At 66.5% G+C, this 24,150-nt stretch carries 23 protein-coding genes and 1 pseudogene; 13 read left to right on the top strand and 11 right to left on the bottom strand.

Annotated elements, in window-relative coordinates:
* Positions 1-1,782, bottom strand: coding sequence for a GGDEF domain-containing protein (locus VSR71_RS15400; protein WP_342914719.1), 1,782 nt, complete (start codon positions 1,780-1,782; stop codon positions 1-3).
* A gap of 369 nt (positions 1,783-2,151) precedes the next feature.
* Between VSR71_RS15400 and VSR71_RS15395 the strand changes: the two genes are divergently transcribed.
* Positions 2,152-3,531: a 3-deoxy-D-arabino-heptulosonate 7-phosphate synthase gene (locus tag VSR71_RS15395; RefSeq protein WP_342914718.1), complete on the top strand. Its 1,380-nt coding sequence runs from the start codon at positions 2,152-2,154 to the stop codon at positions 3,529-3,531.
* A gap of 24 nt (positions 3,532-3,555) precedes the next feature.
* On the opposite strand, the gene VSR71_RS15390 is transcribed toward VSR71_RS15395, so the two are convergent.
* From VSR71_RS15390 to VSR71_RS15370, 5 genes are all read right to left on the bottom strand, one after another.
* Positions 3,556-5,922, bottom strand: a complete 2,367-nt coding sequence (locus VSR71_RS15390) for a DNA polymerase II (protein ID WP_342914717.1) — start codon at positions 5,920-5,922, stop codon at positions 3,556-3,558.
* Between the two features lie 44 nt (positions 5,923-5,966).
* Positions 5,967-7,031: a hypothetical protein gene (locus VSR71_RS15385; protein WP_342914716.1), complete on the bottom strand. Its 1,065-nt coding sequence runs from the start codon at positions 7,029-7,031 to the stop codon at positions 5,967-5,969.
* Between the two features lie 57 nt (positions 7,032-7,088).
* Positions 7,089-8,276, bottom strand: a complete 1,188-nt coding sequence (locus tag VSR71_RS15380; protein WP_342914715.1) for a monovalent cation:proton antiporter-2 (CPA2) family protein — start codon at positions 8,274-8,276, stop codon at positions 7,089-7,091.
* Positions 8,277-8,559: 283 nt separating this feature from the next.
* Positions 8,560-9,015, bottom strand: coding sequence for an SRPBCC family protein (locus tag VSR71_RS15375; RefSeq protein WP_342914714.1), 456 nt, complete (start codon positions 9,013-9,015; stop codon positions 8,560-8,562).
* A 355-nt stretch (positions 9,016-9,370) separates the two neighbouring features.
* Entirely contained in the window at positions 9,371-10,276 is a 906-nt protein-coding gene (locus VSR71_RS15370; protein WP_342914713.1) for a LysR family transcriptional regulator, read from the bottom strand.
* Between the two features lie 132 nt (positions 10,277-10,408).
* Here VSR71_RS15370 and VSR71_RS15365 point away from each other — a divergent pair, with 132 nt between their 5' ends.
* The 5 genes and pseudogenes from VSR71_RS15365 (at position 10,409) to VSR71_RS15345 (ending at position 14,284) form a co-directional block, all read left to right on the top strand.
* Positions 10,409-11,401 (top strand): hydroxyacid dehydrogenase, encoded by a 993-nt coding sequence (locus VSR71_RS15365; RefSeq protein WP_342914712.1) that lies wholly within the window; start codon positions 10,409-10,411, stop codon positions 11,399-11,401.
* 55 nt (positions 11,402-11,456) lie between these two features.
* Positions 11,457-12,161: an RraA family protein gene (locus tag VSR71_RS15360; protein ID WP_342914711.1), complete on the top strand. Its 705-nt coding sequence runs from the start codon at positions 11,457-11,459 to the stop codon at positions 12,159-12,161.
* A 44-nt stretch (positions 12,162-12,205) separates the two neighbouring features.
* A complete protein-coding gene (locus VSR71_RS15355) occupies positions 12,206-13,180 on the top strand; it encodes a tripartite tricarboxylate transporter substrate binding protein (protein WP_342914710.1) in 975 nt (324 codons plus the stop codon).
* A pseudogene (locus tag VSR71_RS35315) lies at positions 13,180-13,560 on the top strand (Ldh family oxidoreductase); the annotation flags it as partial. The gene VSR71_RS15355 and the pseudogene VSR71_RS35315, both read left to right, overlap by 1 nt.
* Positions 13,561-13,633: 73 nt before the next feature.
* Positions 13,634-14,284, top strand: a complete 651-nt coding sequence (locus VSR71_RS15345) for an Ldh family oxidoreductase (protein ID WP_428979409.1) — start codon at positions 13,634-13,636, stop codon at positions 14,282-14,284.
* Here the strand turns inward: VSR71_RS15345 and VSR71_RS15340 are convergent.
* The 4 genes from VSR71_RS15340 to VSR71_RS15325 form a co-directional block, all read right to left on the bottom strand.
* Positions 14,250-14,942: a 3-oxoacid CoA-transferase subunit B gene (locus tag VSR71_RS15340; protein ID WP_342914708.1), complete on the bottom strand. Its 693-nt coding sequence runs from the start codon at positions 14,940-14,942 to the stop codon at positions 14,250-14,252. The two genes, VSR71_RS15345 and VSR71_RS15340, sit on opposite strands and share 35 nt — an antisense overlap.
* Positions 14,932-15,609: a 3-oxoacid CoA-transferase subunit A gene (locus VSR71_RS15335; RefSeq protein WP_342914707.1), complete on the bottom strand. Its 678-nt coding sequence runs from the start codon at positions 15,607-15,609 to the stop codon at positions 14,932-14,934. Before VSR71_RS15335 ends, VSR71_RS15340 begins: the two co-directional genes overlap by 11 nt.
* Before the next feature lie 46 nt (positions 15,610-15,655).
* Positions 15,656-16,579, bottom strand: coding sequence for a tripartite tricarboxylate transporter substrate binding protein (locus VSR71_RS15330; protein WP_342914856.1), 924 nt, complete (start codon positions 16,577-16,579; stop codon positions 15,656-15,658).
* A gap of 419 nt (positions 16,580-16,998) precedes the next feature.
* On the bottom strand, positions 16,999-18,210 hold the full coding sequence (locus VSR71_RS15325) for an NAD(P)/FAD-dependent oxidoreductase (protein WP_342914706.1): 1,212 nt from the start codon (positions 18,208-18,210) through the stop codon (positions 16,999-17,001).
* Between the two features lie 222 nt (positions 18,211-18,432).
* Here VSR71_RS15325 and VSR71_RS15320 point away from each other — a divergent pair, with 222 nt between their 5' ends.
* From VSR71_RS15320 to VSR71_RS15290, 7 genes are all read left to right on the top strand, one after another.
* Entirely contained in the window at positions 18,433-18,858 is a 426-nt protein-coding gene (locus VSR71_RS15320; RefSeq protein ID WP_342914705.1) for a cupin domain-containing protein, read from the top strand.
* A complete protein-coding gene (locus VSR71_RS15315) occupies positions 18,855-19,304 on the top strand; it encodes a carboxymuconolactone decarboxylase family protein (protein ID WP_342914704.1) in 450 nt (149 codons plus the stop codon). Before VSR71_RS15320 ends, VSR71_RS15315 begins: the two co-directional genes overlap by 4 nt.
* 5 nt (positions 19,305-19,309) lie before the next feature.
* Positions 19,310-19,993, top strand: a complete 684-nt coding sequence (locus VSR71_RS15310) for a TetR/AcrR family transcriptional regulator (RefSeq protein WP_342914703.1) — start codon at positions 19,310-19,312, stop codon at positions 19,991-19,993.
* 54 nt (positions 19,994-20,047) lie between these two features.
* On the top strand, positions 20,048-20,269 hold the full coding sequence (locus tag VSR71_RS15305; RefSeq protein ID WP_133095308.1) for a DUF2798 domain-containing protein: 222 nt from the start codon (positions 20,048-20,050) through the stop codon (positions 20,267-20,269).
* Between the two features lie 87 nt (positions 20,270-20,356).
* A complete protein-coding gene (locus VSR71_RS15300) occupies positions 20,357-21,265 on the top strand; it encodes an alpha/beta hydrolase (RefSeq protein WP_342914702.1) in 909 nt (302 codons plus the stop codon).
* Positions 21,266-21,463: 198 nt separating this feature from the next.
* Entirely contained in the window at positions 21,464-22,807 is a 1,344-nt protein-coding gene (locus tag VSR71_RS15295; RefSeq protein WP_342914701.1) for an epoxide hydrolase family protein, read from the top strand.
* 180 nt (positions 22,808-22,987) lie between these two features.
* Positions 22,988-23,416, top strand: a complete 429-nt coding sequence (locus tag VSR71_RS15290) for a hypothetical protein (protein ID WP_342914700.1) — start codon at positions 22,988-22,990, stop codon at positions 23,414-23,416.
* Between the two features lie 72 nt (positions 23,417-23,488).
* On the opposite strand, the gene VSR71_RS15285 is transcribed toward VSR71_RS15290, so the two are convergent.
* Positions 23,489-23,869: a VOC family protein gene (locus VSR71_RS15285; protein WP_342914699.1), complete on the bottom strand. Its 381-nt coding sequence runs from the start codon at positions 23,867-23,869 to the stop codon at positions 23,489-23,491.
* Positions 23,870-24,150 lie beyond the last annotated feature (281 nt).

Raw genomic sequence — 24,150 nt, 5'->3', positions numbered from 1 at the left:
TCACCGCGGCCAACGGGTCGGGGCAACCAGCCGCCACTTGCCCGCCGCGAATGCGGCCTCGAGGTCGGCAGGGCTCATGGCGCGCCCGTAGTGCCAGCCCTGCGCCATCTCGCAGCGCTGCGCGGCCAGCAGTTCGCGCTGGCGCGCCGACTCGACGCCCTCGGCGATCGCTTCCAGGCCAAGCTCGCGCGCAAGCGACAGCACCGCATAGACAATGGCCTGGGCGTGCGGCGAGTCGACCATGTCGGCGACAAAGCTGCGGTCGATCTTCAGCGCCGACAGCGGAAACCGGCGCAGGTACGACAGGCTGGAGTAGCCGGTGCCGAAATCGTCCACGGCAAAGCGGATGCCCAGCGCCCGCAGCGCCGTCAGCACGTCGCCCGCCGCTTCGGGATCGGTCATCAGCGCCCCTTCGGTGATTTCCAGCACCAGCCGGCCGGCGCAGACACCGGTATCGCGGATTGCGCTGCGCACCTGGTCGGCAAAGCCCGGATGGCTGAACTGCACCGGCGACACATTGACCGAAACGTAGCCGACACGCGCACCCTTTGCGTCCCACATGGCAAGCTGGGCGCAGGCGCAGCGCAGCGCCCAGGCACCGAGATGATGGATCAGGCCGTTGTTTTCCGCGACCGGCACGAAGACCTCGGGAGACACCGCGCGGCCGGCCCGGTCCCAGCGCATCAGCGCCTCGACCGCGCACAGGTTGCTGCCGTCGAGGCTGACGATGGGCTGGTATTGCAGCGACAACTCGCCGTTATGCACGGCCTCGAACAGGTCCTGCTCGATGCGGAACTGCTCGTTGAGCTTCTCGTCGAATTCCGGCGAATAGCGGAAACACCGGTTGCCGCCGAGCGCCTTCGCCTCGTACATGGCCCGGTCAGCGCGCCGCAGCAGCTCGGCATCGGAGTCCTGGCAGCCGGTGGCGAAGGCCAGCCCGATGCTGGTGGTGACGCGGATCTGGCGCGCCGACAGCTGGAAAGGCTGCCGGCATATCCGCATGACCTGTTCCAGGATGTCGGCGGCGGCCTCGTCGGTGGCAATGTTCTCGAGCAGCAATACGAACTCATCGCCGCCCAGCCGCGCCACGGTGTCGGTCCCGCGCAGCACGCCTCGCAACCGGGCCGCCATTTCCTTCAACAAGGCATCGCCGGCGCCATGCCCGAGGGAATCGTTGATCTTCTTGAATCCGTCCAGGTCCATCAGCGCGACGGCAAGCCGGCGTCCCGCCGGATGCTCCCCGGCCAGGTACTGTTCAATCCGGCTGCGAATGAGGTCGCGGTTGCCGATCCCGGTCAACGGATCGATCTGCGACTGCTCCGTCAGCTGCTGCAGCTTCTGCATCCACGCCGTGACATCGGTCCCGAACAGCAGCAGCGAGGCCTGCCCGGCCTCGCCGGTGTCGCGGCGGATCCGCATGTCGAGCCAGCGGCTTCCGGCCGAGGCATCGGTGAACCGTACGGTTGTCCGCCGGGCCTGGCCATCGAGCAGGCAGCCCTGCCACAGCGCAGCGGTGCGTTCGTATTCTGCCTGGGGAAGAATGTCGCGCATGGCCGCGCGGGTCAGGTAAGCGTACGGAAGGCCCAGCAGCGCGCCCGACGCACGGGTAGCGTGCAGGATCTGGCCGGTCTCGCTGACATGCAGGGCCAGTCCTTCCGATGCTTCCAGCAAGCCCCAACCGTGCAGACCGGCGGGGGATGGCAGCGCGCGCTCCGCCTCGTCGTCGCGGGTCCATTCCGCTTCGTCGTTCGCCAGAACGGCGTCATACGTGAATGCGTGCATACGGTGTGAATCGACCCGCCCTGCCCGGCCACGCTGTCGCCGGGAATCGTTGTCATGCCGGGACCCTGGCGACAGGACGCGTCAAGCCTGTCGGTACCCCGCACGGTATTTGTAAAGGCCCGATTCTATTACGGCGCAAGCCGATTAAGGAAGCGCACGGACCGCGCTGTGGAAACGCCGCGACGCCCATGCGGCCAGCGGCGCTCGCGTCCGGATCTCCGGCAACGCGCCGCATGTCGGAAATTTGGAATTAGCATACAGTGAGCCGTCTCTGCGATGGACAAACCCTTGCGGATTGCCGAGACTTGACCAGGTCCGCGTGCGTCGCCACTGCGCCAACCCTGTGCCGACCCCGTACCGTCCTTTGCCATGCCACCGTTGTCCGCGCCTGCCTTACTCGATGCAACGCTTCGCACCGTCGCGCGCCGCTATCGCGTGCCGGCAAGCGCCGCCGCCATTCCCGAACCGCAGTCAGCCAGCCCGGCCACGACGCTCGCGCTTGCAGTCGAACAGGCCCGCGCCGCCCTGGCACGCGGCGAAACTCCCGCCGCGGCCCTGCAGGAACGCTTCATCGAGGCGCTCGCAAGCCTGATCCGCGAAGCGTTGCGCGCGGATGGCGGCGACCCGGTGTTCCAGGCCATGGTCATGCGGCACCGGGCGCCGCACGTGCGCGAGTACGCATCGCTGTCGGCGGGCGCCGCCCAGGACCGCCGCGAAATCTGGGCCGCCGTCAATGCGATCGCCCATCCGGGCCGGCAGCAACGCCTCGTGCCAGGTCCGTGGCGCGAGGCACTGGCCCGGCTCCACGCCTGCGCCGCCGCGTCGTCGTGGTCCGCGCTGCGCGATGCCGTGCAAGGCCTGCCCGATATGCCGGAGATCGCGAACGGCGCCCCCGGCCTGGCCCGGCTGCTCGACAGTCCCGCGCTGAAGCGCCTGCAGCGTCTTGAAGCGCTGGCGTCCGATGACCTGGTGCGCCGGTACCGGATGCTGTGGGAGCGGCATGGCCCCCGTTCCGGCAGCGCCGGCGCCAGTGCGCGAGGCGTCGCCGCCCGGCAGCGTGGCGCCGCCGTCGAAGCGCAGGCCTCACAGGCGCTGGCGGCACTGGCGCGGCGGCTCAACGAGGCCGGGCAAGCGCCGGCGTCATACCGCGTCGTGACCTCCATGCGCGTACCGGCTTCGATCCCCGCCCCGCATGAACGCGCCAAGACCGAATGGGATGCGGTGCTGCTCAGGCAAGTGCTGCCGGTCGAGGAAGCACCCGCGTGGGAGATCTGCCTGCTCGCGGAGGCGAAGGCCTCCGTCGATGCCGCCACCACCGACCTGCCCAAGCTGCTGCGCGGCTTGCGCCTGCTGGCACAGGCCGACAAGGATGCGGTCTATGCGTTCGAGACGCAGCAAGGAACGGTACGCCTCCAGGGCGCCTCGCTCAGCGCGCTGCACGCCGACGCGGCCGGCCTTGCCGGCATGGTGCTGTATTGCTGCGATGCGCCTGCCGAAGCCAGTCCGCGCCTGCTCGGCGCCGCCAGCCGGATGCAGCTGCTGTCGGCACAGGCAAGCCTTGAATACGCCAGCGGGCTGGCGCTCGCGCAAACGGCGGATTCGGCCGCGCTTGAACCGGTCTGGCACCAGCTTTTGGAATCGCCCCGCTGGCACAGCGTGCTGAACCAATATCCCACGCTGTGGCAAGTGCGCGAACTGATGGTCCATCCTGGCGACCTGATGGCCGCGATCGACAGGGCTGGTGCCTGACGTGCCAGGGGCGGCAACGCTGTCCTACTGCGCGAACAACGTCATCTGCCCCGACAGCAGCCGCTCGAAATCGTCGTCCAGGAACGGCAGGATCGCATCGGCAATCGGCTGCAATTGCTTGCCGACGTAGTGGTCGTAGTCGATCGGCGCGGACCGGCATTCCAGCGGCTCCGGCCCTGCCGTGGTCATCACATAGCTGATCCAGCCGCCCTGCTGGTACTGGCGCGGGCGCCCGTGGCGCTCGTTGTAGTCATCGGCGATGCGGGCGGCGCGCACGTGCGGCGGCACATTGCGCTGGTATTCCTCCAGCTTGCGCCGCAGCCGCTTGCGATAGACCAGTTGCTCGTCGAGCTCCCCCGCCAGCGTGCGGCGCACGATGTCGCGCACATAGTCCTGGTACGGCTCGCGGTTGAAGACCTTCTCGTAAAGCGTCTGCTGGAACTGCTGCGCGAGCGGCGACCAGTCGGTGCGCACCGTCTCGAGCCCCTTGAACACCATCTCGACCGTGCCGTCGGTCCGCTCCACCTGGCCGGCGTAGCGCTTCTTGCTGCCGAGGTCGGTGCCGCGGATGGTCGGCATCAGGAAGCGGCGGAAGTGGGTCTCGAATTGCAGTTCAAGCGCGCTTTCCAGGCCGTAGGTCTGCCACAGGTGGTCGCGCCACCAGTCGTTGACGTAGGCCACCAGGCTGCGGCCGATCTGCTGCGCATCGGCCTCGGTGCGCGCGCGGCGCAGCCAGACGAAGGTGGAATCCGTGTCGCCATAGATCACCTCGTAGCCGCGCGCCTCGACCAGCGCGCGCGTCTGCCGCATGATCTCGTGCCCGCGCATGGTAATCGACGACGCCAGCCGCGGATCGAAGAAACGGCATCCGCTTGACCCCAGTACGCCGTAGAACGCATTCATGATGATCTTGAGCGCCTGCGCGAGCGGCTTGTTGCGGTCGCGCTTGGCCGCCTCGCGGCCCTGCCAGACCCGCGCGACGATCGCCGGCAGGCAATGCTTCGTCCGCGAGAAGCGCGCGCCGCGAAAGCCGGGAACCGAGTCGGCATCGTCCGGATGCGCCAGTCCCTCGACCAGGCCAATGGGATCGATCAGGAAGGTGCGGATGATCGACGGATAGAGGCTCTTGTAGTCCAGCACCAGCACCGATTCATAGAGTCCCGGCCGCGAATCCATGACGAAGCCGCCGGGGCTGGCCTCCGGTGCCAGCTCGCCGAGGTTGGGCGCGACATAGCCCTGGCGGTGCATCAGCGGCATGTAGAGATGCGTGAAGGCGGCCACCGACCCGCCACTGCGGTCCGCCGCCAGCCCCGTGACCGTGGCGCGCTCCAGCAGGAACGACAGCAGCTCGGTCTTCTCGAAGATGCGCGTCACCAGCTCGCAATCGCGCAGGTTATAGCGCGCCAGCGCCGGCTTGTCCTGCTCGAACATGCGGTCGATGGCATCCATGCGGTCGTACGGATTGTCGATCGCCTTGCCCTCGCCGAGCAGCGTCTGCGCCACCGATTCCAGGCTGAACGACGGGAAGCTCCACGTGGCCGACCGCAGCGCCTCGATGCCATCGATGATCAGCCGGCCCGGCGCGCTGGCGAAATAGTGCTGCTGCGCGTTGTGCTCGCGCCATTCCAGCTCCGCGCCGCCGCGGCCGAGGCGCAGCGGCAACTGGAAGCGCCGCGCATGCTCGACCAGCACGCGCAGGTCGAACTGGACCAGGTTCCAGCCGATGATCGCGTCGGGGTCGTGACGGGCCAGCCACTGGTTCAGCTTCTCCAGCAGCTCCGGCCGTGTCGCGCAGTATTCGAGCGAGAAATCGTCGGCGGCCGGCTCCTGCGGCGCGGCGCCCAGCATATAGACCTGGCGCTGGCCGCAGCCTTCGAGCGCGATCGAATACAGTTCGCCGAATGCGTTGGTTTCGATATCGAGCGACACCAGCCGCAGCCTCGGCCGGTAATCCGCCGAGGGCTTCAGCTGGGCATTGCGCATGGCGCCCGCGCCGTCCGGTTCCCCTTCGAACCACACCGGCGCCGTGATGAAGCGCTCCATCAGGTAGCGCTCGGGCGGGCGGATATCGGCTTCGTAGACGTCGATGCCGGCATCTCGCAGCGAACGGCCCAGCTGGATCAGCTGCCGATGCTGCTGGCAATACAGGCCGATGACCGGCCTGCCGCGAAAGTCCTGCAGCTTCAGCGGGCGCAACTCGGCCTCGCGCTCGCGGCGCAGCAGCGCCTCGGCACGCTCGCGTTGTGCCTCGGGGATGAATGCAACCGACGGCTGATACGGCAGGCGCAGCCGGCGCGGCCCGTCGTCGGTGGCCAGCCAGACCTCGACCTCGGTGCCGGCCGGGGTATCGCGCCAATGCCGGGTCAGGATGAATCCCTGCTGGAGTGCCACGCTTAAGCCTTTGGAGTAAAATCAGTGTCGAGCTGATTTTAACGTTACAGCATGCGCGCGGCCTCATCGAGCAGCTGCATCGGCGACAGCATCCCGGCGCGGGCCACGCACACCAGCGAAAAAGTCCGGACCAGCGGCGGATTCCCCGGAACCCGTGCAGTCATCAACTGCAGGTCCGCGGCGGGCCCGGCACTGCCCGGTGCCAGCACGATGTTCATGGGGCTCAGCCGCACCGCTTGCCGCTCTACCGTGAAGCTGGCTTCGGCATGCGTCAGCACGTCGACCAGCGCCTGCAGTTGCCGCTCCGGCATGCCGGCCCGGCCATCCTGTGCGCCAGGTGCTTCAGGTCCATCATGTCCATCAGGTCCGCCAAGGGCGGCGAGCGCGGCCTCGTTCTGTGCCACCTGCTCGCGCAGCCGCTCTGACTCGTCCGCTTGCGTGCCGTCGCCTTCTCCAAGCACGCTGCGCATGCCGACGCCCTGCTTCTCCAGCAGGTGCAGCCGCGTGGTCAGCAACGCCTGCTCGCGCTCGATGCGGTCGCGGCGGGTAGTGCCGCCGGCGACCTCGGCCAGTGCCTGCAGCGCGAACTGGTCCAGCATGCGGCTGGCGATCTCCTCGCGCAGCGCCGCTTCGGTCGCCGCGCAGATCCTGACCCGGTGATCGGTGAAGCTGACCGTGGTCCGGGGCACCTCCGTGCGCATGACCTCGCCTTCCAGCGCCACGCCCAGCGTGTGGCGTTCCTGCTTTTCCATCCCGAGCACGCAATAGGCCTCGGTGGCCGACGCCGAGCCGCTGAAATAGTCGCGCAGGTCCGACGACCGGCTGAACACCGGCATGACGTCCTGTGCCGTCGCAAAGAAGGCATGGATATACGGATCGCTGTTCCAGGCGGCTTCGCTTGCCGCCGAAGCCGGCGGCAAGCCCGCCACGACATCGCGCACGTACCGGTCTGCGATAGCCAGCGCCGGCGCAAGCCGCTTGCGATAGCCGCCTACCAGTCGCACGTACGGGCAGAGCCGGGTCACGCGCTCCGCCAGCGCGGCGCGCTCCGCATCGCGCGCGCCGTCAGAATGCTTGCCGCGGCGGCGCAGCCAGTTCAGGACAGTCATCGCATGGCACCTCCGTGGCGCGATCGGTTGGCTTGCGGCGCAGGCAGGTCCGACAGGTTACGGGCCATCCGCTTCGGCCTGGCGCGGTGCAGCGTGGCTGCGCGGCAGCTTGCGGTGGGCGAGCAACAGCAGCGGTGTCGTCGCCATCGACAGCGCCACCACGACCGTGACGACGGAGAGTTGCTCGGCATCGATCAGGTTCGCCGCCTGCGCGGCGCCCATCACGACAAAGGCGAACTCGCCGCCCTGCGACAGCAGGATGGCAAAGTAGACGCGATGCTGGCGCGGCAATTCGATCTGGTTCGCCAGGTACATCAGCGCCAGGAACTTGCCAACGACCAGTGCGACCACCAGCACCGCCACCAGCAGCGGCTTGCTGGCCAGCACAGAGAAATCGATCGACATGCCGACCGCGATAAAGAACAGGCCAAGCAGGACGCCCTTGAAGGGTGCCATGTCCGATTCGATCTCGTGTCGGCAATCGGAACCGGCCAGCAACAGGCCGGCCAGGAATGCGCCAAGCGACATCGACAGGTGGACCACATGCATCAGCAGCGCGATGCCAATGACCCAGAGCAGCGCGAAGATGGTAAAGATCTCGCGCGTGCCGCTGCGCTGGATCATGCGCAGCACATACTTCAGCATAAAGCGCCCGACCACCACCACCGCCGCGATCATGGCCAGCGCCTTCGCCGCCGAAGCCCAGCCGCTCGACATGCCGGCGTCCGCCGCGACCGGCGCTAGCAGCGGCAGCAGCGCAATCATCGGGATCGCGGCAATGTCCTGGAACAGCAGGATGCCAAAGCTGGAGCGCCCGACGGGCGCGTCCATCAGCCGGTTCTGCTCCAGGATCGCGATGACCATCGCCGTGGAAGACAGCGACAGCGCGAAGCCGGCCGCCACGCCGACGCGCCACTGCACGCCAAAGACAATGAAGATCACTGCAAGCAGCGCCGCGCACAGCGCGACCTGGATGCCGCCATAGCAGAAGATGGAGCGGCGCATCGCCCACAGCTTCTCGAATTCCATTTCAATGCCAATGATGAACATCATCAGCACGATGCCCAGCTCGGACACGTCCATGATCGAGTTGACGTCCGTGACCAGCCTCAGCCCCCACGGGCCGATCACTGCGCCGGCAACCAGGTAGCCCAGCACGGAGCCAAAGCCGAAGCGCACCGACAGCGGCACGGCGATCAGCGCCGCGGCGAGGAAGATTACGGCGTCAACCAGCAATTGTTCCATCAGTCCCCCCCGAGGAGATGACGGGGCATAGCCCGGGTCGTTTGGCGGCCGCTCGCTGCACGTCGGGCACGGGCCGATTTTCTGCGCGAGGTCACGGCTTGGATACGTATTACATCATCCACGCCGAAGTACAAGCCGGACGGCGCTCGCGGGATCGCATTACCCCATGCGCCCGGCGGGACACGCGGAGGCGTCACGCGCAGGCAGTCGGGCGTCGGCGCGTGTGATTACTTTCATTTATCGAAAGCACGCAATCATAAGCCGCACCATATCGTAGCGGCAGTTACTCCAGCTGCGCGCCGCCATCGAGCTTGACCTTCAGGCGCTGCACGGCTTCCGCCGACTCGGCATCGACCTGTTTGCGCAGCGCCGCCCAGTTCAGCAACGAGAACAGCAAGGTCGGTGCCTGGTAGGTGAACTCGCGCTCGAACCGAGTGCCGGTGCCAGCCGATGTCAGCGTATAGGTCACCGTCCCTGCTTTCCGGCCATCGATAGTGCCGTCGATGCGCCAGAAGGTCGGAGCCCGGCGCTCCGCCACCTTCCAGACCACGGTTCCCTCGCGCCCCGCCACCCTGAAGTCTTCCGTCACCTGCTCTCCAACGTCCAGCGAATGATCGGTGGCGCCGTGTACCGCCAGCGATGACGGATGCCACGCCGGCCAGTTGGCAGGGGTCGACACATATGCGAATACCTCCGCGGGTGGCCGCCGGATCGTGGCTTCGCTGTGGATTCTTGTCATAGGCTGCCAGGGGAGTGGGGCGAACAACAACCCGGCAATCACGCAGATCGCCACCAGGGCGCGGAAAGCTGTCTTTCGGGATGGCATGACGTCGGCAGCGGGCGGCGGTGTCTCTCTTCCACTATAGGCGTCCTTGCCTGGCCCGGATTTATATGGGCGCTCCATCCACGCGGTGAAACAGGTCGCGGTGAAAATCCATGCGCGTCGAGCCGATGCTTCTCCGCGCGGATGACTGCGGGGATGCGCAATGCAGAGAGGGCGATCCAGTGGATCGCCCTCCTCTCTTCCTGCGCTCCGTCAGGCAACAACAGCAGGATGCCGAAGCTGGATCGAACCAGATAGCCCAGAACGGAGTTCAGTCCAGCCGCTCGAACAACGTCTTGCCGAATTCGTGCAGCAAACCGATCAGCCTGTCCGCCACCGGAGAAAGCGGCGCGCCCTTGCGGAACGTCACGCCGAAGTTGCGCACCAGCGTGGCCGCCGGCAGCGGCACTTCCACCAGATCGTCACCGCTCGCGCGCAAGGTGCGCCGCGAGACAAAGGTCAGCAGTTCGGTATCGGCCACCACGCGCGGGATCAGCGGGATCGAGTTGGTCTCGATCTGCACCACCGGCCGCGGCAGGTTGCGCGATTCCATGGTCTGGTCGAGCCAGTTCCGGCTCGGCACCGCGCGGTTGGGCAGCGCCCAGCGATAGCCGGCCAGCGCCTCCAGCCCGGGCTTGCGCACGCGGAAGATCGGGTGCCCCTTGATCGCCGCGACCACGACGGTGTCCTTCAGCAGCGTCTCGCAATGGAATTCGTCATCCTGCTGGTCCGGCACGAAGCCGAGGATCACGTCCACGCGTCCTTCACGCAGGTCGTCACGCAATTCGTAGTTGTGGCGAATGCTCAGTTGCAGCACCACGTTGGGGGCTTCGCGCAGCAGCATCCTGCAGATGGGCGGCAGCAGGTATTCGGCGCCGAGCGGTCCGCTGCCCAGCCTGACGGTGCCCGCCACGCCGCGCGCGATGGCGCCGACCTCGTCACGGACCAGGTCGGCTTCCTGCAGCAGGCCGGCGGCGCGGGCGCGCAGCGCAACCCCTGCCGCGCTCAGTTTCTGGCCCCGGCCGTCGCGCTCGAACAGCGCCGCGCCGAGCGAGGACTCGAGCCGGTCGACCGCCTTGGTCAGCGTCGGCTGGCTGCGGTGCACCAGCTCGGCGGCGCGGCGGAAGTTGCCGGCGTTGGCCACGGCCAGGAAGTACTTGAGGTCACGCAGGTCCATGGCAGCGCTCCGTGGCATGCAGCCGGCCGCAGCACGACTGATTACTTTCGTTTATCAAAACCAAAAAATTATAAGCTGGACGGCATCGAACCGGCGGGAAAGAATTGCTGCATCCCCTAACCGCTCCGAGTCATGCCCTACACCGTCCTTGTTACCGCGCCGCGCCTGGCAGGCGCCGGCGTCCGCCTGCTGGAAGCCGCCAATGCCAGCGTCCACTACCTGCCCGACGCCGACAGCCCGCAAGCGCTGCATGCGTTGCTCCGGGCGTTGCCGGTGGACGCGGTGATCTCGCGCACGGTCGCGCTGACCGGCGCGGCCATCGACGCCTGCCCGACGCTGAAGGTGATCTCCAAGCATGGCGTCGGCGTCAGCAACATCGATGTCGCCGCCGCCACCGCACGGGGCATTCCGGTCTATGTGACGCCGGGCGCCAATGCGCAGTCCGTGGCGGAACTGACCCTGACGCTGATGTTCGCGGCGGCGCGTCGCGTGCCGTGGATGGATCGCGAGCTGCGCGCGGGCCGTTGGTCACGCGCGCAGGACGGCGTGGAACTGCAGGGCCGCACCATCGGCCTGGTCGGCTTTGGCCAAGTGGCGCAGCGCGTCGCGCGCGTGTGCCTGGCGCTGGGCATGCGCGTCGCGGCGTTCGATCCCGCACTGGCCGGGGCCGCGGCACGCCCCGCCGATGTCGACTGCTGCGATTCCCTGGATGCCCTCCTTGCCGCCAGCGATGTGGCCAGCCTGCATGTCCCGCTGACCGCGCACACGCGCGGCCTGATTGGCGCGGCGCAACTGGCCGCGATGAAACCGGGCGCGATCCTGGTCAATACCGCGCGCGGCGAGGTCGTCGACGAAACGGCGCTGGTCGCCGCGCTGCGCAGCGGCCGGCTCCATGCCGCGGGGCTCGACACCATGGCCATCGAACCGCTGCCCGCGGACAGCCCGCTGCTGGCCCTCGACAACGTCGTGCTGACCCCGCATGTGGGCGGCTCCACGCCCGCGGCACTGGACGCCATGGCCAGCGGGGCCGTGCGCAATGTGCTCGGCCACCTGCAGGGGACCCCGCCCGAGCCGGCGTGGTGCGTCAACCCCGGCGTCCTGGCGGCCTTGCGGCGCAGCGCCTGACCAGCGCCGGCCACCTCCCCTTACCCAATCCACGATGCCTTCCAAGGAGACCCCAATGAGCACCGAGCAAGCCACCGCCCTGTCCTGGCCGGCGGGATACCGGATCAACCCCTGCGCCGACGGCTTCGCCCCCGCGCTGCTGGCGGCGTTCCGCGAGCTGCCCGTGGCGGCGATCGGCGATGCCATGAGCCGCCAGGTCGGCACGATCGGACTGCGCCCGTACCACCGGCGGCCGGAAACCGTGCTGTGCGGGCCCGCCGTGACCGTTCGGGTGCGCCCCGGCGACAACCTGATGATCCACAAGGCCCTGATGATGGTCCGCGAGGGCGACGTGCTGGTCATCGACGGCGGCGCCGATCTTGCCCAGGCGCTGGTCGGCGGCCTGATGCGCACCACGTGCGTGAGCAGGCGCCTCGGCGGCCTGGTGATCGACGGTGCCATTCGCGATGTCCTGGAATGGGCCGAAGACGGCATGCCCATCTTCGCGCGCGGCAACACCCATCGCGGCCCGACCAAGGACGGCCCCGGCGAGATCAACGTGCCGGTGGTCTGCGCCGGCATGGCGGTGATGCCGGGTGACCTGATCGTCGGCGACGCCGACGGCGTGATCGCCATACCGGCGGCGCAGGCGGCCGACGTGCTGGAGCGCACCCGCGCCCACCTGCAGAAGGAAGCGCAGATCCGCGCCGGCAATGCGGCCGGCACCTCGGATCCGGAACGCTTCGATGCCACGCTGCGGGCCAAGGGCCTGCCGGTTTGAGCGGCATCCTCCCCGGCGAAACCAAAACGATGACGGAGACCACGATGCAACGACGCCAATTCCTCCAGTGCGGCGCCGCGGCGGCGCTTGCCGCTTCCGGCCTGGCACGCGCGCAAGGCCCCTGGCCGCAGAAGCCCATCCGGCTGGTGGTGCCATTTCCCCCGGGCGGCGGCACCGATGCCACCTCGCGCCTGATCGCGGAGAAGCTGACCACGCTGGCGCGCTGGACCCTGGTGGTCGACAACAAGCCGGGTGCCGGCGGCAATATCGGCCTGGACATGGTCGCGAAGGCCGTGCCGGATGGCTACACCATCGGCATGGGCCAGGCCGCCAATCTCGCCATCAATCCGGGCCTCTATCCGAAGATGCCGTTTGATCCGCTGAAGGATTTCACGGCGATTGCCGGCGTGGCGGCCCAGCCCGTGGTACTGGTCGTGCGTCAGGATTCGCCGTTCCGCACCCTCGCCGACTTCCTGCGGCAAGCCAGGGCGCGCAGCGGCGAGACGGGAATCGCACAGGCCGGCAACGGCACGGTCGGACACCTGGCCGGCGAAATGCTGGCGCGGCGTGCGGGGGTCCGGGTCATGCAGGTGCCGTACAAGGGCGCGGGCCCGGCCATGAACGACCTGCTGGGCGGACAGGTGCCGGCTTACTTCGGCAATACGGTCTCGGTGATGCCGCAGCTGGCCGCGGGCAGTATCCGTGCACTGGCGGTGACCTCTGCGCAGCGGCTGTCGGCGCTGCCGTCGGTACCGACTGTCGCCGAACAGGGCTTCGCCGGCTTCGAGGCCACCACCTGGCTGGGCCTGGTCGCGCCGGCAGGCTTGCCGGCGGACATCACGGCGAAACTGTCCGCCACCACGCTGCAGGTGCTGGCGCGTCCTGACGTCCAGCAGCGCCTGAAGCAGGAAGGCAGCGTCGCGACGCCGACCTCGCCAGCGGCCTTCGCCGCGCATATCCGCGCCGAACACGCCAAGTGGGGCGCGCTGATCCGAGAGGCGCAGATCAAGCTGAGCTGATGCGCGCGCTTGCCCGACTCCCCCTTTTTTCAGGTATGACCGTGGACACTAGCCCGACGCCCTATTCCTCACTCCTGCAAGCCGTGACCGACATCTTCGCGGCCTACCTGCCCGCCGGCGATGCCGCCTACGTTGCCGGCTGCCTGGTCGACGCCGACGCGCGCGGCGTGGCCTCGCACGGCATCGGGCGCATCCCGGTCTATACCAGGCGGCTGCGTCTCGGCCTGGTCAACCCCACGCCAACATTGGCGGTGACACCTGGCGACGGTGCGACGGCGCATGTCGATGGGGACAATGGCATGGGCTACATCGTCGCCCGTAAAGCGATGGATGAGGCGATCGCGCGCGCGCGCCGGCATGGCATCAGCCTGGTGCTGGCCTCGCGCAGCAATCATTTCGGCATGGCGGCGACATACCTGCAGCAGGCTGCTAGACGCGGGGCTCGGCGCGCTGGTGCTGACCAACGCGCCGCCGCTGATGCCAGTGTGGGGCGGGCGCACGCCGTTCCTCGGCACCAGCCCGTTTGCCTTTGCCGCGCCGGCCCGCGGCACGCCGATCGTGCTGGATATGGCGACTTCCGTGGTGGCCTTCGGCAAGATCCGCCGCGCCGCGCGCCGCGGCGAAACCATCCCGGGGGACTGGGCGCTCGACGCCACCGGGCAGGCCACCACAGATCCCAACGCCGCCATCGATGGCGTGGTGCTGCCGATGGCGGGGCCCAAGGGATCGGGGCTCGGGCTGATGATGGAGCTGATGGCGGGCGTGATGTCCGGTGCTGCCTTCGGCGGCCAGGTGCGCAACCAGAACAGCGACTTCACCCAGCCGCAGGACGTCGGGCATGCGTTTATCGCATTCAGGCCCGATGCGGGGCTGCCGCTTGGCGACTACTTCGCGCGCGCCGACGAACTGGTCAGCCGCGCCAAGGCCTCGCCCCTCGCCGACGGCTTCGATGCGATCGCGATGCCGGGCGAGCGCGAAGCGGCACAGGCGCTACGGGCGCGCAGCGAGGGGCTGCAGGTATCGGCGCAGGACCTCGAAATGCTGGAAGCCGAGATCGGCCTGGCGCGGACTAGCGCAACACCCGGCACTGCGCACTCAACATGAGCGGCGCCGCGCTCAGCGCCGCCACCGCGTCGAAGGACACGCCTTCGGCCAGGCCGGTGACCAGCAGTCCGCCGCCGGGCTGCACGTCGATCACAGCCAGGTCCGTGTAGATGCGGTCCACCACGCCGAGGCCGGTAAGCGGATAACTGCAGCACTCCACGATCTTGGGCTGGCCGTCGCGGGTGACATGCTCCATCATCACGAAGAGCCTGGCCGCTCCTGCCACCAGGTCCATGGCACCGCCCACGGCGGGGATCGCGTCGGGCTCACCGGTTGACCAGTTGGCCAGGTCGCCCCTGGCGGAGACCTGGAAGCCGCCCAGCACGGTGACGTCGAGATGGCCGCCGCGCATCATGGCGAAGGACATCGCATGGTCGGAGATGGAAGCGCCCGCCAGCAACGCGATCGGCTCCTTGCTGGCGTTGATCAGGTCGGGATCGGCCGCACCGTCGCGGATCACCCGGCCCATGCCAAGGATGCCGTTCTCGCTGTGCAGGATGATCTCCCGGTCCCGCGGCAGCTGGTCCGACACCAGCGTCGGCATGCCGATGCCGAGATTGACGTAGCTGCCGTCCGGAATGTCGGCGGCCACAATGCGCGCCATGGCGTGGCGGCTGAGCCGGGGCAGTTGCTGGAACAGCGGCATCTCACGCGGCATGGCGTTCTCCGGTCTGCACCACGGCGTGGACGAAGATGCCAGGCGTCATCACTTGTTCAGGCATCAGCGTGCCCAGCGGCACGATTTCATCGACCTGGACTATGGTGTGGCGCGCCGCGGTGCACATCACCGGCCCGAAGTTGCGGCCCGCATAGCGGTAGACCAGGTTGCCCCAGCGATCCGCGCGATGCGCCTTGACCAGCGCGAAATCGCCGCGCAAGGGTTGCTCCAGCACATAACCCGTGCCATCGATCTCGCGCGTTTCCTTGCCCTCTGCCAGCGCCGTGCCATACGCGGTCGGCGTAAAGAACGGCCCCAGCCCTGCGCCGGCGGCACGCATGCGCTCCACCAGCGTGCCTTGCGGAACGCATTCCAGCTCCACCTTGCCGGCGCGATAGGCTTCGATAAAGGCTTCGGCATTACTGGAACGCGGATGGGAGCAGATCACCTTGCGCACCGCCCCGGCGCGTATCAGCGCCGCAATGCCCGTGTCGCCGTTGCCGGCATTGTTGTTGACGATGGTGAGATCGCGCGCACCGCATGCGAGCAGCGCGTCGAGCAACGCTCCGGGAATGCCGGAGCCGCCGAAGCCGCTCACCAGCACGGTGGCACCGTCAGTGATGCCGGCCACCGCTTGCTCCAGTGATGCCACAGTCTTGTCGATCATGTTGATGGCCTCGTGGCGGCCAGCCAGGTCCGGCCGGCCTGTTGGCTTATTGCTGCGGAATGCCGGTGTCCCTGACCACGCGTGCCCAGCGCTCGCGCTCGCTCTTGATGAAGTTGCCGAAGTGAGCGGGCGTATCGCCGCCGGGCACGCCGCCCAGCTCCGCCAGTCTTGCCTTGACCTCGGGCTCGTCCAGGATGCCGGCCACGGTCTTCTGCAACCGGCCGATGATCTCCTGCGGCGTGCCGGCCGGTGCCACCAGGCCGAACCATGCGGTCACCTGGAAGTCGTCCACGCCGGCCTCCTTCATCGTGGGCACGTCAGGCAGCTCGGGCACGCGGCTGGCGCTGGTCACAGCCAGCGCGCGCAGCTTGCCGGACCGGATATGCGGCAGCGAACTGGGAAGGTTGTCCACCATCATGGTGACCTGCCCGGCCAACAGGTCGGCCACGGCCGGTGCCGCGCCCTTGTAGGGAACATGGATGAGGTCGGTGCCGGTGCGCTTGCGGAACAGCTCGCCGGAAAGATGGACCGACTGGCCGGTGCCTGAGGAGGCAAAGGAATACTTGCCGGGCTGCGCTTTGGCCAGCGCGACCAGTTCGGCCACGGTACGAGCCGGCACGCTGGCATTGACCACCAGTACATTGGGCACCGACACCACCATGGTGATCGGCGCAAAGTCCTCCGCGCGGTAGGGCAACTGCCGGTACAGGCTGTAGTTGATGGCATTGGGCCCGATATTTCCCATCATCAGGGTATAGCCATCGGCGGCAGACTGCCTGAGCGCCTGCGCGCCGATGATGCCGCCTCCGCCGGCGCGGTTTTCCACCACCACCGGCTGGCCAAGCAACTCGCCCATGCGCTTGCCGACCAGGCGCGATGCGATATCCGTTGTGCCACCCGCGGCGGCCGGCACGATCAGCCGGATCGGCTTGTCGGGATACGCCGCCAACGCTGCGCCCGGGGCTGCCATAACCGCAACACCAACCGCCGCTGCCAACCGCGTCACCACTACTGCCAGCCCGTCGAAAGCCTGCTTCATCCTCGTCTCCTTTATCGGTCACACCGTGTTCCGATGACGTAGTTCCATCACGGCATCGGGGACGATAAGGCGACCGTGAGCGCAATGTGAATTCACGATTCGCAAAAGAAGCCTTCGGTCTGACGAAACCCATGCATCAATTTCCGGCCTCATTGCAGCGACTTCTGCAACTGCGGTCGGATTTGCCTCAGCGAGCGCGTGCGCACCGGGTTGCAGGCAGCCATGATCGACACCGTGGTCTGCTTCCACCACAGTTGTTTCCGGGCTTCATCTTTCCGCCCAGGCGACTGCGCGGATGCAAATGAAAAAGGGCGATCCACCGGATCGCCCTCCCTGCTCTCTGCGCCCCGTCAGGCAACCACGGGCAGGAGCGGGTCAGCCAGCGCCAGGGCTTCCGCACGATTAGCGCTCGGCGGGTAAATCCACTTGGTATTGATCTGCGTTTTCAGTGCCTTGGCCACGCCTCCGGTCAGCTTGACCTCCCGGTTCCAGCCTTCCGTGTAGACAGCGCCCCACGGCCCCAGGTCCAGGCAGGTCACGTACTTCGGCTGGCTATACGGCATCAGCGCTGCGCCAACGAGGTCCGCCGCCACGTTGTGCCCTGCCGAACGGCCGAGGCTGATCGCGTGCTGGCAGGCCATCGCCGCAAAGTTGCCTTCATCATCGGTCGCGGCGTACGCGCAATCGCCGGTGGCGAACACCGAATCGACACCCCTCACCCTGAGATCGCGATCTACGTGCAGCCGGCCGAGGCGATCGCGCTCCGCCGGAATCTGCGCGGTGAGTTCGCTGGCGCGGGCGCCGGCGGTCCAGATCACCGTATCCGCCTCGATGCGCTCGCCGTTCTCGAGGGTGACGCCGGTCGCATCGACGGCCGCGACGCCGGAGCCAAGCTTCCAGGTCACGCCCAGTTCGGTCAGCGCCTGCGTGATCACCGGCCGCGGCCCCGGGCCCAGGTCAGGTCCGACCTCGGCATTGCGCTCCACCATGATCACGTTCACGGCGGCGTTCTCGCCCAGCACTTCGCGCAGGCGGGCCGGCATTTCCGCGGCGGTCTCGATTCCGGTGAAGCCGGCACCCGCGATTACCACCGTATTGCGCCCGGCGCTTTCCTGGCGACTGGCCAGGCCATGGATATGCGCTTCGAGCTCCGCCGCGTCGGCGACCTGGTCGACATTGAATGCATGCTGGTCCAGCCCGGGAATCTGCGGACGGAACAACCGGCTTCCCGCGGCAAGTACCAGACGGTCATAGCTGAGGCGCTGGTGCGAACCCTCCGCACCGACGGCCGCAATGCTCACTTCGCGGCTCGCGACATCGATATGTTCCACCTTGCCCCGGATATACCGTACGCCGACGGCCTTGAAGATTTCTTGCAGCGGCGCCTTCATCCCGTTCGGGTTCTGCTCATAGAGACGCGGGCGGACGTGTAGTACGGGTTCCGGTGCGACCAGCGCGATTTCCACGTCGGTGCGCCCGACCTGGTCAAGCAGACGGGCCGAAGCCAGTGCGCTCCACATGCCGGCAAAGCCGGCGCCAATGACAAGAATACGTTTGGACATCTTCAACTCCTGAATCAACCTCGGTTTCGTGTAACAGGGAGCCGCAGGCGCGCCCCTTAACTACGATCATACGAGTCGTAGTTTTAAAGCGCAAGTTTTTTTCGCCGGTGACGCGAAGCCAACCTGCGCGTCGGGGCTTGCGCTTTCGATGACGATCCACTATCTTTACTGCGACTTTATCAGTCGTAGTTACAAGCCAGAGGCTCTACCAAGGAGATACCGATGAAACCCCAACGCATCCTGTTACCGCTCATGGCGGCAGCCGCCCTAAGTTTCAGCGGCATCGCGGCCGCGCACGGCCCCACTGAAACGGTGAAGGAGAACTTCTCGCGGTCGATCCCGAACATCCCGGGGAAATCGATCGTCGCCGTTGAAGTCTCGTATCCGCCGGGCGGCGCCTCCCTGCCGCACTACCACGCCAGGTCGGCGTTCATCTATGCCTATGTGGTCTCGGGCAGCATTGCGAGCAAGGTGGACGATGGCCCGGAGCGCGTCTACAAGGCTGGCGAAAGCTTTCACGAGGAGCCGGGATCGCATCATCAGGTCAGCCGCAACGCGAGCCGCACAAAGCCGGCGAAGCTGTTGGCCGTGTTCGTCATGGATAGCAACGAGAAGGATCTGACTACGTACGAAGGGAGCGCGAAATGAGACTGGACTACACGAAAGCGTCTCCTGGCGGCGTGAAGGCATTTGGCAACGTCTATGGCTACATCCTGCAGTCGGGGCTCGACAGCACCTTGGTGGAGCTGACCTATCTTCGCGTCAGCCAGATCAATGGCTGCGCCTACTGCCTGGACATGCACACGCGTGACCTGGTGAAGAAGGGCGTGTCGGTCACCAGGCTCGCGCTCGTGCAAGCCTGGCGCGAGGCCGGCGACCTCTTCAGTGAACGTGAGCAGGCCGCGCTCGAATGGGCGGAATCGGTGACACGCGTATCGGAGACGCACGTTCCGGACGACGTGTTCCAGAGGACTGCGGCGGTATTCAGCGAAAAAGAACTATCTGACCTGACGATGGCGATCAGCCTGATGAATGCCTTCAACCGCCTGGCAATCAGCTTCCGCCGCCCGCCGGAAGTGCAGCAGCAGGATTAGGAACCATGGTGCGTGCCTCGGCAAACCGTTCATGCGGCATGGACCACCCTTCACTTGCGCGGGCTGCCCTTGACAAAAATACCGATTGGTATATTCTGGCGTGCATGAACAAAGCCGAACGCACCCGCCAGCTGATCGTCGAGAAGACGGCGCCCATTTTCAATACCAAGGGCTATGCCGGAACCTCGCTCGCAGACATGACCGAAGCCACCGGCCTGACCAAGGGCAGTGTCTACGGTAACTTTGCCAACAAGGAAGAAGTGGCGCTGGCCGCATTCGATTACAACTGGAAGCAGGCGCAATCGTCGGTACGGGACCAGATGGCCGCCAAGAGCACCAGCAAGGACAAGCTGCTCGCGCTGACTGGCGTGTTCGAGAACCTTCCCGCTTGCTTCCCGAAGGGCGGATGCCCGCTGCTCAACACCGCCATTGAAGCCGACGACACCCACCCTGCCCTGCGCGACAAGGCCATGGAAGCGTTCCGGGGCTGGAAGGCGAATCTCGTCGCGGTCATCAAGGGGGGCATAGCCTCCAGGGAGTTCCGGAACGACGTCGACCCCGAGGCGACCGCGATCACGCTGATTGCATTGATCGAAGGCGCGATCATGATTTCCCGGCTCACCGGCAACGCGGCTTACAACCAGGCCGTCATGTCGGCGGTGAAGAAAACCGTCATCGACCTCGCCTGATTTTTTTTGACCAAAAATATACCAAACGGTATTTTTTATCCAAAGGAAGTAGCCATGAACGTGCAACTGAAACGGAAAGTCGCCTTCGCGCTGTCGATGGGTGTCGTGACCACGGGGATCATCTCGTTCGCCCTGCTTGCTCTCAACATGGGATTCTCGGAAGGTTTTGCGCTGACGTGGCTGCGCTCGTGGGGCATCGGCTATGTGATCGTGATTCCTGCCATCCTGCTGGTCGGGCCGCGCCTGCAAGCGCAGGTCGAGCGCTGGGTCCATTGATGCGGCATGCCGTTTCCACGATCTACTGACATGCCCAGACTCCTGCTGCAGCGGCTGCTTGCCTTCGTTTTCATCCTTGGCGCCGCCGTGGCGCCGGCCATCGCCCATGCTGCCCCCGGCGTCGGCACGCAGGCACAACAGCCCGATATCGGATGGATCGAGATCGATGCGGACATCTCGCTGAGACGGATGGTCGTGCACCAACCCGGCGCGAAGGGAACCGTCCTGTTCCTGCATGGATTCCCCGAAACCCTTTACGCATGGAAGGACATCGCCCTGTCGCTGGGCGATGACTTCGAAGTGCATGCCATCGACTGGCCTGGCTATGGGCTTTCATCGCGCCCGACTGCGGACAAGTTCTCCTATGCGCCGCGGGACTATGCCCGAGTCCTGCAGGCATACATCCGCAAGGCGGGCATCGATACGTCGCGGCTGACCATCTACGCAACCGATATCGGCGCGCTGCCGGCCTTGCTGCTGGCGCTCGAGGCGCCGGACATTGCGAGAACGATCATCGTGGGCGACTTCGCCCCGTTCGACAGGCCGCAGTACATGTACGAAAGCCTGCAAAGCCTGAAATCGCAGCCGTCGGCCGAACAGGCTCGCGCCCAGCTGAACAGGAGCCGCGACGACGTTCTGCGCAACGCGTACCGGCGCGGCCTGCCGCCGCAAGCGCAGTTCGACATCTCGCCCGAACTCCAGGACGACATGGCCCGCGGATGGAGTCACGGCGCGATGACGTCTGCCGACGCCTTCTATCACTACTACTCGCACTTCACGCGGGACCAGGCGTTTCTGGAGGCGAACCTGCACCGGCTGAAGACACCGGTCAAGGTGGTCTGGGGTGAGAAGGACTTCTATATCCGGAAAGAAATGGGCATCGAATTCGCGCGGAAGGCGCATGCGGAATTCACCGCGCTGCCGGGCATCGGGCACTACCCGCATCTGCAGGATCCCCATCGAACCGTGGCAGACGTTCGCGCCGCGTTTCGTTGAATCGCATCAGCAGGCGGCTCCCGTCATCAGTCCGATCCGGTCCGCTTGCATCGCGCCGCCGGTACACGCCACGCCGGCGACGCTTGACTCCGCGTGGCACACCACACTCTCAATCTGGACCATCCCGTAATGATTACTCGGCAGGAAAGACGTGCCGTTGCTGGTACCCGCCAAGCCGTCCCGCTCGACGAACGCGCAATGAAAGAGCATCCCATGAACGCCAAATCGTCGAATGACGCCACCGACCCGTCGCGCCGGTCCCTGTTACTGGGCGGCGCGGCGGGCGCGGCGCTCTCGCTGTTTTCGTCACGCCTGGCTTTCGCCGCGCAGCCCGCGCCAGCGCGCGCCGTGGCGTCGGACGCGATCCGCCCGTTCCGCGCACGCATCCCGCAGTCGGCCCTGGACGATCTGCGCCGCCGCCTGATGGCAACGCGGTGGCCCGATCCGGAAACCGTTCCTGACCGGTCCCAGGGCGTACAAGTCGACAAGCTGCGGCCGCTCGTGCGCTACTGGGCCACCGGGCATGACTGGCGCAAGGCCGAGGCAAGGCTGAATGCCTGGCCTCAGTTCGTGACGAACATAGACGGTGTGGATATCCACTTCATCCATGTCCGCTCGCGCCATGAGAACGCGCTGCCCCTGGTCATGACGCACGGCTGGCCGGGCTCCGTGTTCGAACTGCTCGACAGCATCCGCCCGTTGACGGATCCGACCGCGTACGGCGGCAGCGCCGCCGATGCGTTCCATCTCGTGATCCCGTCGCTGCCGGGCTTCGGCTTTTCACAGAAGCCCAAGGACACCGGCTGGAACCCGGACCGCATCGCCCGCGCGTGGGACGTGCTGATGAAGCGGCTTGGCTATGCGCGGTACTTGTCGCAGGGCGGCGACTGGGGCGCGATCATCTCCGACGCGCTTGGGCGGCTCGCGCCCGAAGGGCTGCTCGGCATCCACGTCAACCGCATCGAACGCGCCACGACGCTGCCGCCCGCGCTCGCGATGGCGCTGAAGACCGGCGAACCCGCCCCGCCGAACCTGAGCGCCGAGGAAAAACAGGTCTTCGACGAGGCGAGGGATTTCCTCAACAAGGGATTCGGCTACGCCGCCCTGATGCAGACGCGGCCGCAAACCATCGGCATTGGCCTGGCCGATTCGCCGGTGGGGCTGGCGGCCTGGATCTATGACAAGCTGGCCGACTGGGTCTATACGCGCGGCGATCCCGAACGGGCGCTCGGCCGGGACGCGATTCTCGACAATATCTCGCTCTACTGGCTGACGAACACCGGTGAATCCAGCGCACGGATCTACTGGGAAACGAGCACCGCACCGGCAAAGGGCGGCCCCGTTACCGTTCCGGCGGCAGTGACCGTCTTTCCCGGCGAGGTTTACCGGCCTCCGAAGGCCTGGCTGGCGCGGGCGTATCCCAACCTGGTCTATTACAACCAGGTTGCCAGGGGCGGTCACTTTGCGGCCTGGGAAGAGCCGGAGTTGTTTAGCGCGGAGTTGAGGTCTGCATTCCGGCCGCTGCGCGAAACAGCCCGATAGAGCGGGATCCGCCGTATCGTGAGATCAGAGGGCGTCAGGCCCTCTGCTGCGCTTTACCGACGCCAGGGAGCGCGTCGGACCCAGGATTGAGTCCTATGGTAAGGTTGTGCGGATGAGTTAACGGACTTCAACTGGTGATGTATGGACCGCATCTATGCGATGCCGGAGGAGTGATGCAGCGTGAGTGATGCGAAGCAGGAAACGCCGCGCACGCTGGCTGAGAAAGTTTCAATCAGCAGGGCTTTGCGCCTGAGCGTGCCGCCAGAGGCCAGGCCTGCGCCGGTTAACCGGAGGGACTGGCTGCGGCAGAGGAAAGAGCAACTGCAGGCTGCCCGCGCCGCTGCCAGGCAAAGGCGCGAGTTGCTGAGAGCCGAGATCATGTCGGCGGTGCAGGATATTGCCCGGGAGGAGCGCTCTGCCGCGCGGCTGGAAGCCGATCGCCTGAAGGCGGAAGCGAAGACCGCCCAGACCTACGCGCGGGAGGACGCACGTGCCGCCGCCAAGTTCGAGCGCGGCCAGCCAGCCCGTTCGACGTCCAGGCGAAAGACCCTTTCCAACGAGAAACGCAAGCTGGTCTCCTACGATGATCTGTTGCGGATGCGCGGGTGATCCGGCAGAGGTTCGACAGGGCGGCAACGGCTTCTCGCCCGCCATCCTGTCCCGCGGGTTCTGCTGATCAAGTCAGGTCAGGGCTGCGGGTTCCTGGCAAACCGCTTCGATGTTGTGCCCGTCCGGACCAATGACGAACGCCGCATAGTAGTTCGCGTGGTAGTGCGGGCGCAGACCAGGCGCACCGTTGTCCTTGCCGCCCGCCTCCAGAGCCGCGCGATAGAAGGCTTCGACCTGCTGGCGATTCTCGGCCATGAATGCCAGGTGAAGATGCGCTGGCTTCTCCTCGGTCTGGAACAGGCACAATGAAGCCTTGCGCTTCGCGCTGAGCTCGACGCCGTACGTCGGCGGCCCCTCCGAGACAACAACTACGCCGAGCGGTTCGAGTGCCTTGAGGAAGAACGCCTTGCTCGCTGCATAGTCGCTGACTCCGAATTTGACGTGGTCAAACATGAGTTCTCCTGAAGAGTGTGGGCCTGCGCCAAGATTCTAATTCCTCCCTCGAGGGGACTCGGCGCCAGCCTTGGCAGCATGCTGGCCATGCTCGAGACCGGGAGCGAACACGCCGGTGTTGGCACCGCGCCCCTCCCCGATCGCACCAGTGTACGGCGCCACCCAACACCGCGCATGATCGCCGCGCCGTCACCATCACCTCCCAGCCGCTTACATGCCGGAAATGAGCTAACTCCCGACAGGCACGAGGATTGCAATTCCCCTGTCAGAGCGCCCCGCTC

This window comes from Cupriavidus oxalaticus (genome assembly GCF_038900635.1).
GTDB classification, from domain to species: domain Bacteria; phylum Pseudomonadota; class Gammaproteobacteria; order Burkholderiales; family Burkholderiaceae; genus Cupriavidus; species Cupriavidus oxalaticus_B.
This window is presented reverse-complemented; position numbering and strand designations above follow the sequence as displayed.

Bases quoted from the DNA above. Each gene is read 5' to 3' on its own strand.
- VSR71_RS15400 (WP_342914719.1), bottom strand. From the start codon at position 1,782: ATGCACGCATTCACGTATGACGCCGTTCTGGCGAACGACGAAGCGGAA.
- VSR71_RS15365 (WP_342914712.1), top strand. From the start codon at position 10,409: ATGCCCTACACCGTCCTTGTTACCGCGCCGCGCCTGGCAGGCGCCGGC.
- VSR71_RS15385 (WP_342914716.1), bottom strand. From the start codon at position 7,031: ATGACTGTCCTGAACTGGCTGCGCCGCCGCGGCAAGCATTCTGACGGC.
- VSR71_RS15395 (WP_342914718.1), top strand. From the start codon at position 2,152: ATGCCACCGTTGTCCGCGCCTGCCTTACTCGATGCAACGCTTCGCACC.
- VSR71_RS15380 (WP_342914715.1), bottom strand. From the start codon at position 8,276: ATGGAACAATTGCTGGTTGACGCCGTAATCTTCCTCGCCGCGGCGCTG.
- VSR71_RS15335 (WP_342914707.1), bottom strand. From the start codon at position 15,609: ATGATCGACAAGACTGTGGCATCACTGGAGCAAGCGGTGGCCGGCATC.
- VSR71_RS15325 (WP_342914706.1), bottom strand. From the start codon at position 18,210: ATGTCCAAACGTATTCTTGTCATTGGCGCCGGCTTTGCCGGCATGTGG.
- VSR71_RS15375 (WP_342914714.1), bottom strand. From the start codon at position 9,015: ATGACAAGAATCCACAGCGAAGCCACGATCCGGCGGCCACCCGCGGAG.
- VSR71_RS15340 (WP_342914708.1), bottom strand. From the start codon at position 14,942: ATGCCGCGTGAGATGCCGCTGTTCCAGCAACTGCCCCGGCTCAGCCGC.
- VSR71_RS15330 (WP_342914856.1), bottom strand. From the start codon at position 16,579: ATGGCAGCCCCGGGCGCAGCGTTGGCGGCGTATCCCGACAAGCCGATC.
- VSR71_RS15315 (WP_342914704.1), top strand. From the start codon at position 18,855: ATGAGACTGGACTACACGAAAGCGTCTCCTGGCGGCGTGAAGGCATTT.
- VSR71_RS15360 (WP_342914711.1), top strand. From the start codon at position 11,457: ATGAGCACCGAGCAAGCCACCGCCCTGTCCTGGCCGGCGGGATACCGG.
- VSR71_RS15320 (WP_342914705.1), top strand. From the start codon at position 18,433: ATGAAACCCCAACGCATCCTGTTACCGCTCATGGCGGCAGCCGCCCTA.
- VSR71_RS15295 (WP_342914701.1), top strand. From the start codon at position 21,464: ATGAAAGAGCATCCCATGAACGCCAAATCGTCGAATGACGCCACCGAC.
- VSR71_RS15285 (WP_342914699.1), bottom strand. From the start codon at position 23,869: ATGTTTGACCACGTCAAATTCGGAGTCAGCGACTATGCAGCGAGCAAG.
- VSR71_RS15310 (WP_342914703.1), top strand. From the start codon at position 19,310: ATGGTGCGTGCCTCGGCAAACCGTTCATGCGGCATGGACCACCCTTCA.
- VSR71_RS15305 (WP_133095308.1), top strand. From the start codon at position 20,048: ATGAACGTGCAACTGAAACGGAAAGTCGCCTTCGCGCTGTCGATGGGT.
- VSR71_RS15370 (WP_342914713.1), bottom strand. From the start codon at position 10,276: ATGGACCTGCGTGACCTCAAGTACTTCCTGGCCGTGGCCAACGCCGGC.
- VSR71_RS15355 (WP_342914710.1), top strand. From the start codon at position 12,206: ATGCAACGACGCCAATTCCTCCAGTGCGGCGCCGCGGCGGCGCTTGCC.